Genomic DNA, 12,536 nt, shown 5'->3' on the forward strand with positions numbered 1-12,536 from the left:
ACGATTTAAGAGGCGGTATCATTGTCTACGGGTAATTTGGATTTCGAACAGTTCCGGGTCTTCCTGGAAAAAGCCTGTGGCATATTGCTCGGTGAGAACAAGCAGTACCTGGTATCCAGCCGTCTCAACAAACTGATGGAACAGCAGGGCATCAAGTCGCTGGGCGAGTTGGTCCAGCGCATCCAGGGCCAGCCGCGCAGCGGGCTCAAGGAAATGGTGGTCGATGCCATGACCACCAACGAAACCTTGTGGTTTCGCGACACCTATCCGTTTGAAGTGCTCAAGAGCAAGGTGCTGCCGGAAGCCATCAAGGCCAGCCCGGGCCAGCGCCTGCGCATCTGGTCGGCGGCCTGCTCCTCGGGGCAGGAACCGTACTCGATCTCGATGTCCATCGATGAGTTCGAGCGGACAAACATGGGCCAGCTCAAGGCCGGTGCGCAAATTGTCGCCACTGATCTGTCCGGCACCATGCTCACCAACTGCAAGACCGGCGAGTACGACAGCCTGGCCCTGGGCCGTGGCTTGTCCCAGGAGCGCCTGCAACGTTACTTCGACCCGAAAGGGGCCGGGCGTTGGGCGGTCAAGGCACCGATCAAGAGCCGCGTGGAGTTTCGCTCGTTCAACCTGCTCGACAGCTACGCCAGCCTGGGCAAGTTCGACATGGTGTTCTGCCGCAACGTGCTGATCTACTTCTCGGCCGAAGTGAAGAAAGACATCCTGTTGCGCATCCACGGCACGCTCAAGCGCGGTGGCTATCTGTTCCTCGGCGCATCCGAAGCGCTGAACGGCCTGCCCGATCATTACCAGATGGTGCAGTGCAGTCCTGGGATCATCTACCAGGCCAAGTGACGGCTTGAAGTGTGCTTCGACAAAAAAGGGAGCCCCGCAAAGGGCTCTCTTTTTTTGTGCGCCAAGTCTGAATACCCGGGTGAGCGTAAGCCTTCCGGAACTCATGTTTCGCCATTTTCCACGAACCTGTGGAAGGGGGTGAAGTGCCTACGCCTCCAAAACTTCAGATGTGCGAGTGGGATTGAATATTCCTCTTCGGCTCATAGTAGAGGGAAGGTCTATGGACAATATTTGGGTGGAGTCTCGCGTTGCGGCACGGTCTGGTTTTGATCCTGCTGTTCAACAACAGCCTTCCGCTGCGCGTGTAGCGCGTTCAGCAACACAACAAACTGGTTCGGGGCCTGTGTTTGGCGTTCAGGACGCCAGGCCGCCAGTCATCAATTTTTCCCCAAGCGAATATGGTTCATCTCAGCAGCCCTATAGCTACGGGGCCTATTTGTCTAACGGCCTATCCTCTTCAATTGCTGACGCGCCCGCGGCTATCCTCCCTGGTAAAGCGCGTGGGGGAATCTGGAACAAGGCAAAGGATATTTTTGGAGGGTTTTTTCAGAGCCAAAATGGCAACTGCGCCACTATCTCAGGCATTAAGGCATTGAGCGCGCGTTATGGTTCGAAACCAACTGACCTCTTTTCGAAGGTGGAAGATCTCGGCGACAGGTATCGCGTTACCAAGCGCGATGGGAAGGTCGTGGAGTTTACCCACGAGGAGTATATGCAGGTTAGGAAGGACGCGGGGATTGACGGCAGTGACCCTATTGCGCGCGATAACGCGGCCTTTGCGTATGCAGTCGCTGCCAAGCAGGCTGAGTACGATAATCACGAAGGCTCGAAAGGAAACTTCACCAAAGCCCTGGCGTCTCTGAAAAACGGCGAATATACCAAGGATCTTTTCGACCGACTGGGCTTCAAGGGGCTTTACAGGAAAGGAACCGTTGAGGAATTGAGAAATGGCAGCGTGGGCATTATAGAAAAAGATGTTGGGGGAGCAGGTACGGGGCATTCGATGGCCGTGATTGCGGGCGTCGAAGAGCGCTGGGGAAAAAGGGGGAATCTTGTTACACACGGAAAAATCACAGACACCAACGGCAACCAGTGGTCGGACAATGTACTGGTTTTGACTTGATCACTGCTTGCCGCATTGCGCGCGCGGGGTATCTCCAAGCCTCGCAGACACGCAGTGCACGGGCGGCTTTTTGACCGCCCGGCTGTTCGGCCCTGCAAAAACGGCAATGCTCATTGCCGCTTTCCTGACGCTTCGCGGAAATCCATTGCCGCTTTTGCGCTGTTGCCACCGGCAACCTTCCTCTAAACCCTTGATTTAAGGGGCTTTCAATTATTGGCATGAGCCTTGCTATAACCCTGTTAACGAACAGCAGGTCAGCCTAAAGGTTTCCGCCATGAGCATCAGCTTCGATAAAGCGCTCGGTATCCACGAACAAGCCCTGGGCTTCCGCGCCCAGCGTGCCGAAGTCCTGGCCAACAACATTGCCAACGCCGACACCCCGAACTACAAGGCTCGGGACCTGGACTTCTCCGCCGTGCTCGCCGCACAGCAGGACAAGACCAAGAACGGCACCTTCGCCTTGAATATGACCAACAGCCGTCATATCGAAGCGCAAGGCCTGGGCAATGGTGACGAGTCGCTGCTGTATCGCACGCCGATGCAGCCATCGATCGACCAGAACACCGTCGACGCCCAGCTGGAGCAATCGGCCTACGCCGAGAACTCGGTGAACTTCCAGGCCAGCTTCACCCTGCTCAACAGTAAATTCAAAGGGCTGATGTCAGCCCTGCGTGGAGAGTAAGCCATGTCCCTGTCCAGTGTTTTCAATATTGCCGGCAGTGGCATGAGCGCGCAGACCACGCGTTTGAACACCGTCGCCAGTAACATCGCCAACGCCGAGACCGTGTCGTCGAGCATTGACCAGACCTACCGCGCCCGTCACCCGGTGTTCGCCACCATGTTCCAGGGCGGCCAGAGCGGCGGCAGCGATTCGCTGTTCCAGGACCAGGGCGCTGCAGGTTCCGGCGTGCAGGTGCTCGGTGTGGTGGAAGACCAGAGCAACCTGGAGGCCCGCTACGAGCCGAATCACCCGGCGGCGAACGAAAAAGGCTACGTCTACTACCCGAACGTCAATGTGGTCGAGGAAATGGCAGACATGATCTCCGCCAGCCGCTCGTTCCAGACCAACGCGGAAATGATGAACACCGCCAAAACCATGATGCAGAAGGTCCTGACCCTGGGTCAGTGATAAGGGGCGCCACTAATGGCCATCGTTGATACGACAAACAACACGGCAGTCCAGGACCTTTTCAACTCCAAGGTCAAGACCGCCACAGATAACAGCAGCGTCGGTGACGCCTCCAAGGCGGCGACGGGCAACCAGTCGCTGGGCAAGGATGCATTCCTGCAACTGCTGGTGACCCAGCTGAAAAACCAGAACCCGCTGTCGCCCCAGGACAACGGCGCGTTCGTGGCCCAGCTGGCGCAGTTCAGCAGCCTGGAAGGCATCAACACCCTGAACGACTCGGTGAATGCGATCTCGAGCAACTTCAGCTCCTCGCAAGCGCTGCAGGCATCGTCGCTGGTCGGGCGCTCGATCATCACCCAGACCGACAAGGCCCTGGTGGACACAAGCAAGAGCATGACCGGTTCGGTCGCGGTGACCTCTGCGGTGGGTAACGTCTCCATCAAGATCACTGACAAAGATGGCAACGTGGTGCGCACCATCGACATGGGCGCCCAGAGCGCGGGTAACTCCGACTTCATCTGGGACGGCAAGAACGACAAAGGTGAAGTGGCCCCCGCAGGTACCTACACCTTCGCGGCCACCACCAAAAATGACAAGGGCGACTCGGTAGCCCTGGCGACCTCGCTGCCCGCGACGGTGACCAGCGTGACGTTGAGCAAGACCGGCGGCGAAATGCTGTTGAACCTTGCAGGTGGCATGGGCAGCGTCAAGCTGTCGCAAATTCAGACTATCGGTACATAGAGCCGGCTAAATACGGCAGAGGGAGAGAAACATGTCTTTTAATATCGGCCTTAGCGGCCTCTATGCGGCCAACAAACAACTGGACGTGACCGGCAACAACATCGCCAACGTCGCGACCACTGGCTTCAAGTCGTCCCGTGCGGAATTCGCGGACATCTACGCCGCCTCCAAACTGGGCACCGGCCAGAACAGCATCGGCAACGGTGTGAACCTGGCGGCTGTGTCGCAGCAGTTCACCCAGGGTGACGTCAACAACAGCGGCGGTATCCTGGACATGGCGATCCAGGGTGGCGGCTTCTTCGTGCAGAAGGGCAGCGACGGCTCGCTGGAATACACCCGCAGCGGTGCGTTCCGTGCCGACAAAGATGGCTACATCACTAACAACACCGGTACTTCGCGCCTGCAAGGCTACGCAGCGGACGCCGATGGCAAAATCGTCAAGGGTGGCCTGGTCGACCTGCAACTGAACCTGGCGAACCTGCCGCCGAAGGCGTCCACCAAAGTGGACTCCACCAGTAACCTGAACTCTTCGGACCTGCCGATCAATCAGACGGACCACCCGTTCGATCCGACCAAGACCGACAGCTTCAACACCCAGTACTCCACCACGCTCTACGATACCCAGGGCAACGCCCACTCGATGGTGCAGTACATGGTTAAAACCGATGGCAACGTCTGGCAGTCCTACACGCTGATTGACGGCCGTAACCCGGATGGCACGCCGATCAGCGGTAGCGGTGCCGTTGCCCCAGTGCCGTCTACGCTGACCTTTGATACCTCTGGCAAGCTCGAAAAAATTGTCGGCGCCAACGTCAAGGACACTACCATGACCATTGACGACTGGAAGCCGGGCGGCCTGGTCGATGGCGTTTGGAAGGACAACGGTGCTGCTGCCAACACCGGCGGTATTGCCGTCAACATGGGTAACATCACCCAGTACAACTCCGCCAGCTACCGCAACCCGCCGGTCACCGATGGCTACGCCACCGGCCAGATCACCGGCCTGAAAATCGACGGCAGCGGTGTACTGTTCGCCACGTTCAGCAACCAGCAGAGCAAGGCTATCGGCCAGATCTCCCTGGCCAGCTTCAACAACGAACAGGGCCTGCAGCCCTCTGGCGGCACCACCTGGAGAGAGACCTTCGCCTCGGGCCAGCCGGGTTATGACAGCCCGCAAGCCGGGACCTTGGGTTCGATCGTGGCCAACTCGCTGGAGAACTCCAACGTCAACCTGACCAACGAGCTGGTGGACCTGATCAAGGCCCAGAGCAACTACCAGGCGAACGCCAAGACCATCTCCACCCAGAGCACCATCATGCAGACCATCATTCAGATGACCTGATGCAAAAGCGCTCGACAAGAAGCCCCTCGTAAGAGGGGCTTTTTTGTGGGCGTAGGAAAATAACCCATGACACTACAGGTTACGCGTTGAATTTCTGGGGAAGGAACACTCCATTTCTGTCTTGCCACTGATGGTCAAGAGCCTTGTCGGCTCACCAATCAGTGGGAGTGCCGAAGATGGGAAGTTCAGGAGTATCCGCCTCGGGGGCGCGGCGTACCGCCTCTGTGGCTGGGGTTGCGCGAGGTGATTCGCCGCCCGTTAAACCTGTGGATCACGCATCGACGGTCAAGTCGTTCCTCCAACAGTTGTTCGACGCCGAGAAAGACGGCAAAACCCAGTCGGTCCAGGACTTGCGCAACAAATTGAGTGAACTGCGTGAGAATTTGGGTGATGAAAAATTCAAGGAGATCCTCAAGAAGCTCATCGAAGAATCCGATAGCAAGTACCTTGAGCTTCTCAAGCGGCTGCTGAAGGAGTGGTTTCCCGATACGGATGATGTCCCACCACCGAACACGCCACCGCCGGGAGGTGGCGGAGGGGGGGTAGGGGCGGCGGTAGAGTGGACCCTGCGGGGTTTGGTCCTGCCGAGCAAATGGGCAATCGGCCTTACACAAAAGGGCAGAATTATTTCAACTACAAGCCTGATAACAGTAACCCCGGGCAAAAGCCGGGAACTGGAAAAGAACAGGGCAATATCTGGACGGGTTTCAAGCAAGGGCCTGACGGCAATTGTGTGACGGTTTCCGCAATTAAGGCCGCCATGATGCGGTATGGCAAGGAGCCTACAGATGTATTCAAGGAGGTAAAAGAGGCGGGCGATGGCTATGACGTGACGATGCGCGATGGATACAAGGTTCATTTTTCCAAGGAAGAATTCAAGTTGGCGGCAAAGGAGGCCCGATTCGAGGGCGATGATCCTTCGATGATAACGTCTGCCAACTTCATGTTTGCCGCGAGTGCCAAGCGGGCCCAGATGGAAAACAACGACGGCACGGCAGGGGGCAGTTTCATGGCTGCCATGAAGAGCCTCAACGATGGGGAGTACTCCCGGGAAGGCTTGGACCGCTTGGGATTGAAGGGACTTTACAGGCCGGCGACCGATGCCGACTTGAGAAACAGCAAAGTCGGGACAGTGGAGTACAACGGTCATTCGATGGCGGTGATTAACGGTCGCATTGAGTTGTGGGGGCAGCGGGGCGGCGTGCCTGCATCGGGTATAGCTACCGTGTTGATCTAGTCTCGTACGGGGTTTTTACCGGGCAAAAGAAAGCCCCCGATACACGTTAAGTGTATCGGGGGCTTTTCAGCCTTGGGGGTTAGCCCCAGGGCGGGCTCAGCTTATTGGCAAGCTTCGCAATCCGGCTCGTCAATCGCGCAGGCCTTTGGCACTGGCGCCGGGCCGGCCGGGGCGGCGAGCACCGAATCATCACCGTGGTTACCGCTGGACACAGCGTTCAGCTTGCCGGTGTTGATGGTCGACTTCTCGGTGCTGGTCGCGGCCAGGGCACGGAGGTAGTAAGTGGTTTTCAGGCCACGGTACCAAGCCATGCGGTAGGTCACGTCGAGCTTCTTGCCCGATGCTCCGGCGATGTACAGGTTCAGCGACTGAGCCTGGTCGATCCACTTCTGGCGACGGCTGGCGGCATCCACGATCCACTTGGTGTCCACTTCGAAGGCAGTCGCGTAGAGCTCTTTGAGTTCTTGCGGGATGCGCTCGATCTGCTGCACCGAACCGTCGTAGTACTTCAGGTCGTTGATCATGACCGAGTCCCACAGGCCGCGGGCCTTGAGGTCGCGAACCAGGTACGGGTTGATCACGGTGAATTCGCCCGACAGGTTCGATTTCACATACAGGTTCTGGTAGGTCGGTTCGATCGACTGCGATACGCCGGTGATGTTGGCGATGGTCGCGGTCGGCGCGATGGCCATGATGTTGGAGTTACGAATGCCTTTCTGCACACGGGCACGTACCGGCGCCCAGTCCAGGGATTCGTTCAGGTCGACATCGATGTACTTCTGGCCACGGGCTTCGATCAGGATCTGTTGCGAGTCCAGCGGCAGGATGCCTTTGGACCACAGCGAACCCTGGAATGTCTCGTAGGCACCGCGCTCGTCGGCCAGGTCGCAGGAGGCCTGGATCGCGTAGTAGCTGACCGCTTCCATGGACTTGTCGGCGAACTCGACCGCAGCATCCGAACCGTAAGGAATGTGCTGCAGGTACAGCGCATCCTGGAAGCCCATGATGCCCAGGCCAACCGGACGGTGCTTGAAGTTGGAGTTCTGCGCCTGTGGCACCGAGTAGTAGTTGATGTCGATCACGTTATCGAGCATGCGTACAGCGGTGTTGACGGTGCGTTCCAGCTTGGCGGTGTCCAGCTTGCCGTTGACGATGTGGTTCGGCAGGTTGATCGAGCCCAGGTTGCAAACGGCGATCTCGTCCTTGTTGGTGTTCAAGGTGATCTCGGTGCACAGGTTCGAGCTGTGGACCACGCCGACGTGCTGCTGCGGGCTGCGCAGGTTGCACGGGTCTTTGAAGGTCAGCCATGGGTGGCCGGTTTCAAACAGCATGGAGAGCATTTTGCGCCACAGGTCTTTGGCCTGGATGGTCTTGAACAGCTTGACCTTGCCTGGGTACTCGGTGAGGGCTTCGTAGTACTCGTAGCGCTCTTCGAAGGCCTTGCCGGTCAGGTCGTGCAGGTCCGGAACTTCGGAGGGCGAGAACAGGGTCCACTTGCCGTCATCGAAGACGCGCTTCATGAACAGGTCAGGGATCCAGTTGGCGGTGTTCATGTCGTGGGTACGACGACGGTCATCACCGGTGTTCTTGCGCAGCTCGATGAACTCTTCAATGTCCATGTGCCAGGTTTCCAGGTAGGCACACACAGCGCCTTTGCGCTTGCCACCCTGGTTCACGGCGACGGCGGTGTCGTTCACCACTTTCAGGAACGGTACAACGCCCTGGGACTTGCCGTTGGTGCCCTTGATGTACGAACCCAGTGCGCGCACCGGGGTCCAGTCGTTGCCCAGGCCGCCGGCGAATTTGGACAACATGGCGTTGTCGTGGATCGCGTGGTAGATGCCCGACAGGTCATCCGGCACGGTGGTCAGGTAGCAGCTGGACAGCTGTGGACGCAGGGTACCGGCGTTGAACAGGGTCGGGGTCGACGACATGTAGTCGAAGGACGACAGCAGGTTGTAGAACTCGATGGCGCGGTCTTCTTTCTGCTTCTCTTCAATCGCCAGGCCCATGGCCACGCGCATGAAGAACACTTGCGGCAGTTCGAAGCGGATACCGTCCTTGTGGATGAAGTAACGGTCGTACAGGGTTTGCAGGCCCAGGTAGGTGAACTGCTGGTCGCGCTCGTGGTTGATCGCCTTGCCGAGTTTTTCCAGGTCGAAGGTGGCCAGGACCGGGTTCAGCAATTCGAATTCGATACCCTTGGCGATGTAGGCCGGCAGGGCCTTGGCGTACAGGTCGGCCATCTCGTGGTGGGTGGCGCTGTCGGCGACTTTCAGGAAGCCCAGGCCTTCGGCACGCAGGGTGTCCATCAGCAGGCGCGCGGTCACGAACGAGTAGTTCGGCTCGCGTTCAACCAGGGTACGGGCGGTCATCACCAGGGCGGTGTTGACGTCGGTCAGGGCCACGCCGTCGTACAGGTTCTTCAGGGTCTCGCGCTGGATCAGGTCACCGTCGACTTCTTCCAGGCCTTCGCAGGCCTCGGTGATGATGGTGTTCAGGCGGCCCAGGTCGAGTGGGGCAAAGCTGCCGTCGGCCAGGGTGATGCGGATCGACGGGTGCGCTTGCACGGCAGCTTCTTCAGCCGGGGAACGTACGGCACGTTCCTTGGCGCGCGAGTCACGGTAGATCACGTAGTCGCGGGCGACTTTCTGCTCGCCGGCACGCATCAGGGCCAGTTCGACCTGGTCCTGGATTTCTTCGATGTGGATGGTGCCGCCCGATGGCATGCGACGCTTGAAGGTCGCGGTGACTTGTTCGGTCAGGCGGGCAACGGTGTCGTGGATGCGCGACGAAGCGGCAGCGGTGCCGCCTTCAACTGCAAGAAACGCTTTGGTGATGGCGACGGTGATTTTGTCATCGGTGTAAGGAACGACAGTGCCGTTACGCTTGATCACACGCAATTGGCCGGGCGCGGTGGCGGACAGATCCAGGTTCGAATCAGCGGCCTGCGGCACGGAGCCTTGCGGGTTCTCGCGAGTTGTGTCGGTTTGCATGGGGGGTTGTCTCCACATTCTATATTTATTTGGGCACCATCTCGGTGCCCACCGTTCCGTCCTGAAGCACTTACAACAGGCCTGTGGCCTGGCATAACAACTTCGGGACAGGAGGAAGGGAGCTATTCGCGCCGCTTCCATGCCGAAGTCTTCGGTTCAAGGCGTAAAAGCCTCTGGCCGTATTCCTGTTGGGTGACAGTCGCCCGGTTCAAGCGCTGCAACACCCGTACCGTTTTGCGCTGTTGAAGCGTGAAACGGTTGCCATCCGCGTGCGCGGTGTGGGCTTTCAAAAAATGCTTTGGTTAGACCAAACAGGAGCAAGAAAGGGCTTGAGTTTCTTGTCTGATTTGTGTTGGGTCTTTTCGCTCAAAACCCTACATGTAGGGTTTTTTTAGCGCCGAGCTACAAGATAATGCGTTTTGGGGGGCTTAGCAACGCACTACCTGTGGATAACGCTGTGGGTAAAATGTGTATGAAACGTGGAACAGCCGTGTAGGCCGCAGTACTGCTGGATTCAGCCGTTTGTCACCGAATATTCCAAGATAAAAACAGCCGATTGGATTTTTGAGGGCGCGAACCCTATCACAAAAAAATGCGATCACCGAATGGATTTCCCGGCTTGTGCTTGAGGGTTGGGGCATGGCTACAATCGGGGTTTGTTATGCCCTCAAAACATTACAAATAAGGTATGCCGGGCGAAGATCAAACAGGTGGAGCGGGCAATCTCGCTCCCCCCTTTGACCGCACTGGCTGACGAATCCCTTGATAAAAACGAGGATCACGCATGGAGCAGGAAGCCTGGCAGGTATTGATTGTCGAGGATGACGAGCGATTGGCCGAGTTGACCCGTGATTACCTGGAGAGCAATGGCCTGCGGGTTTCGGTCGAGAGTGACGGCGCCCTGGCGGCGGCACGCATCATCGCCGAACAACCCGACCTGGTGATCCTCGACCTGATGTTGCCTGGGGAAGACGGCCTGAGCATCTGCCGCAAGGTCCGTGAGCGCTACGATGGCGTGATCCTGATGCTCACCGCGCGTACCGACGACATGGACCAGGTGCTCGGCCTGGACATGGGCGCCGACGACTATGTGTGCAAACCGGTGCGGCCGCGCCTGTTGCTGGCCCGCATCCAGGCCCTGCTGCGGCGCAGCGAACCGGCGGAGCCTGCCGCCGTGGAGAACCAGCGCCGCCTGCAGTTCGGCCCGCTGGTGGTCGATAACGCCCTGCGCGAAGCCTGGTTGCACGCGGGGGAAATCGAACTGACCAGCGCCGAATTCGACCTGCTGTGGCTGTTGGTGGCGAATGCCGGGCGCATCCTGTCCCGCGAAGAAATCTTTATCGCCTTGCGCGGCATCGGCTATGACGGCCAGGACCGCTCCATCGACGTGCGCATCTCGCGGATCCGCCCGAAAATCGGCGACGATCCGATCCACCCGCGCCTGATCAAGACCATTCGCAGCAAAGGCTACCTGTTCGTCCCCGAAGCCGCCGCTGATCTGCCGCTGTGAACTCGATCTTCCTGCGCATCTATGGCGGCATGTGTGCGGCGCTGATCCTGGTGGCGTTGCTCGGCGTGCTGGCCTTGCACCTGCTCAACGAGGTGCGCAGCGGCCAATACCGCGAGCGCCTGGCCCATGGCACCTTCGCGCTGATGGGCGACAACCTGCAGCCGATGAGCGCCATCGAGCGTCAGCGCGCCCTGGCGGTGTGGGAGCGCCTGCTCGGTATCCCGCTGCAATTGCGCACCCTCAGCGACGCCCAGTTGGACCTCAGCCAGCGCAATCGCCTGCAACGCGGTCAGGTCCTGGTAGAACAGACCGGCCCCCATGCGGCACGCGTGCTGCGCCTGGTCAGTGAGCGGGAGCAACTGGTGTTGACCGGCGAAGTGCAGCAGATCAGCGAACAACTGGCCCGTGCGACGATTTACCTGCTGGCCGATGAACTGGTGCGCTTCCCGGTGGCCGAACAGCCGCAACGCCTGGCCGCTATAAAAGAAGCCAAGGGTTTTGGCTTCGAGATGCACCTGATGGCCCTCGACCAGGCCGACATGGACGAAGACCAGCGTCGCCGCGTGTCGGAAGGCGATACGGTGATGGCCCTGGGCAAGGGCGGCGATTCGATCCGCGTCTTCGCCGGCATGGTCGGCACGCCCTGGGTGCTGGAAATCGGCCCACTGTTTCAAATGAATCCTTACCCGGCGCAATGGCTGATCCTGATCGCCTTGATCGGCCTGAGCCTGATTGGCCTGATCGTCTATCTATTGGTGCGTCAGCTGGAGCGGCGCCTCAAAGGCCTGGAAGCGGCCGCGACGCGTATCGCCAAGGGCAACCTGGAGGTGCGCGTGCCAGCCCGGGGGGCTGACTCGGTAGGGCGCCTGGCCGCGGCGTTCAATGGCATGGCCGAGCACTTGCAGCAATTGCTCGCCATCCAGCGCGAACTGGTGCGCGCGGTGTCCCACGAGCTGCGCACCCCGGTGGCGCGCCTGCGCTTTGGCCTGGAGATGCTCGGCGACGCGACCACCGCTGACGCCCGGCGCAAATACCTGGAAGGCATGGACAGCGATATCCAGGACCTCGATGGCCTGGTGGATGAGATGCTCACGTATGCGCGCCTGGAACAGGGCGCGCCGGAGCTGAATTTCCAACGGGTCGACCTCGATGCGCTGCTCGATCAGGTCATCGGCGAATTATCGCCACTGCGCCCTCAAGTCGCGGTGAGTCGGGGCATTTGCCTGTCTTCGGCGCATTGGGATGACGCCTGGGTCGACGCCGAACCGCGCTATCTGCACCGCGCCCTGCAAAACCTGGTGAGCAATGCCATGCGCCACGCCCAGGGCCAGGTCTTAATCAGTTACCAGGTGGGGCAGGTGCGCTGCCGTATCGATGTGGAAGATGATGGCCCCGGTGTGCCGGAGAGTGCCTGGGAGCGCATTTTCACGCCGTTCCTGCGCCTGGATGACAGCCGCACCCGCGCCTCTGGCGGGCATGGGTTGGGGTTGTCGATTGTGCGGCGGATCATTTATTGGCACGGCGGGCGGGCGTTGATCAGCAAGAGCAACAACTTGGGTGGGGCTTGCTTTAGCCTGAGTTGGCCGCGAGACCAGGATAAGCCTTGATA

The 12,536-nt window shown here is 59.2% G+C and carries 11 protein-coding genes; 10 read left to right on the plus strand and 1 reads right to left on the minus strand.

The features are described from left to right. The first annotated feature begins 21 nt into the window (after nucleotides 1–21). From cheR to C9990_RS33035, 8 genes are all read left to right on the plus strand, one after another. The gene (gene cheR / locus C9990_RS06895) at nucleotides 22–849 is read left to right on the plus strand and encodes a protein-glutamate O-methyltransferase CheR (RefSeq protein WP_016979774.1); all 828 of its coding nucleotides are present in this window, start codon (nucleotides 22–24) and stop codon (nucleotides 847–849) included. 220 nt (nucleotides 850–1,069) lie between these two features. Further along, a complete protein-coding gene (locus C9990_RS32225) occupies nucleotides 1,070–1,972 on the plus strand; it encodes a hypothetical protein (protein ID WP_157955047.1) in 903 nt (300 codons plus the stop codon). A gap of 274 nt (nucleotides 1,973–2,246) precedes the next feature. Next, complete coding sequence (gene flgB / locus C9990_RS06905; RefSeq protein WP_003214246.1) at nucleotides 2,247–2,654, plus strand: flagellar basal body rod protein FlgB; 408 nt, start codon at nucleotides 2,247–2,249, stop codon at nucleotides 2,652–2,654. Between the two features lie 3 nt (nucleotides 2,655–2,657). Beyond that, nucleotides 2,658–3,101, plus strand: coding sequence for a flagellar basal body rod protein FlgC (gene flgC / locus C9990_RS06910; RefSeq protein WP_015885456.1), 444 nt, complete (start codon nucleotides 2,658–2,660; stop codon nucleotides 3,099–3,101). A gap of 15 nt (nucleotides 3,102–3,116) precedes the next feature. Then, the gene (flgD, locus tag C9990_RS06915; protein WP_065909244.1) at nucleotides 3,117–3,842 is read left to right on the plus strand and encodes a flagellar hook assembly protein FlgD; all 726 of its coding nucleotides are present in this window, start codon (nucleotides 3,117–3,119) and stop codon (nucleotides 3,840–3,842) included. Nucleotides 3,843–3,873: 31 nt separating this feature from the next. After that, nucleotides 3,874–5,184, plus strand: coding sequence for a flagellar hook protein FlgE (flgE, locus tag C9990_RS06920; protein WP_106802851.1), 1,311 nt, complete (start codon nucleotides 3,874–3,876; stop codon nucleotides 5,182–5,184). Nucleotides 5,185–5,450: 266 nt separating this feature from the next. Then, the gene (locus C9990_RS33030) at nucleotides 5,451–5,921 is read left to right on the plus strand and encodes a hypothetical protein (RefSeq protein ID WP_371920618.1); all 471 of its coding nucleotides are present in this window, start codon (nucleotides 5,451–5,453) and stop codon (nucleotides 5,919–5,921) included. After that, the gene (locus C9990_RS33035) at nucleotides 5,918–6,421 is read left to right on the plus strand and encodes a hypothetical protein (protein WP_371920619.1); all 504 of its coding nucleotides are present in this window, start codon (nucleotides 5,918–5,920) and stop codon (nucleotides 6,419–6,421) included. The genes C9990_RS33030 and C9990_RS33035 overlap by 4 nt, the downstream gene beginning before the upstream one ends. 101 nt (nucleotides 6,422–6,522) lie before the next feature. Here C9990_RS33035 and C9990_RS06930 read toward each other — a convergent pair whose 3' ends face one another. Beyond that, on the minus strand, nucleotides 6,523–9,417 hold the full coding sequence (locus C9990_RS06930) for a ribonucleoside-diphosphate reductase subunit alpha (protein ID WP_065909250.1): 2,895 nt from the start codon (nucleotides 9,415–9,417) through the stop codon (nucleotides 6,523–6,525). 784 nt (nucleotides 9,418–10,201) lie between these two features. Here C9990_RS06930 and C9990_RS06935 point away from each other — a divergent pair. Further along, complete coding sequence (locus tag C9990_RS06935) at nucleotides 10,202–10,927, plus strand: response regulator (RefSeq protein ID WP_106802852.1); 726 nt, start codon at nucleotides 10,202–10,204, stop codon at nucleotides 10,925–10,927. Beyond that, nucleotides 10,924–12,534 (plus strand): ATP-binding protein, encoded by a 1,611-nt coding sequence (locus tag C9990_RS06940; protein ID WP_106802853.1) that lies wholly within the window; start codon nucleotides 10,924–10,926, stop codon nucleotides 12,532–12,534. The genes C9990_RS06935 and C9990_RS06940 overlap by 4 nt, the downstream gene beginning before the upstream one ends. Nucleotides 12,535–12,536 lie beyond the last annotated feature (2 nt).

It is taken from the genome of Pseudomonas sp. S5D5, assembly GCF_003013355.1.
In the GTDB taxonomy this organism is placed as follows: domain Bacteria; phylum Pseudomonadota; class Gammaproteobacteria; order Pseudomonadales; family Pseudomonadaceae; genus Aquipseudomonas; species Aquipseudomonas aylmerensis.

Coding starts and splice junctions, on each gene's coding strand:
- C9990_RS32225 (WP_157955047.1), top strand. CDS start 1,070: ATGGACAATATTTGGGTGGAGTCTCGCGTTGCGGCACGGTCTGGTTTT.
- flgB (WP_003214246.1), top strand. CDS start 2,247: ATGAGCATCAGCTTCGATAAAGCGCTCGGTATCCACGAACAAGCCCTG.
- flgC (WP_015885456.1), top strand. CDS start 2,658: ATGTCCCTGTCCAGTGTTTTCAATATTGCCGGCAGTGGCATGAGCGCG.
- flgD (WP_065909244.1), top strand. CDS start 3,117: ATGGCCATCGTTGATACGACAAACAACACGGCAGTCCAGGACCTTTTC.
- flgE (WP_106802851.1), top strand. CDS start 3,874: ATGTCTTTTAATATCGGCCTTAGCGGCCTCTATGCGGCCAACAAACAA.
- C9990_RS06930 (WP_065909250.1), bottom strand. CDS start 9,417: ATGCAAACCGACACAACTCGCGAGAACCCGCAAGGCTCCGTGCCGCAG.
- C9990_RS06935 (WP_106802852.1), top strand. CDS start 10,202: ATGGAGCAGGAAGCCTGGCAGGTATTGATTGTCGAGGATGACGAGCGA.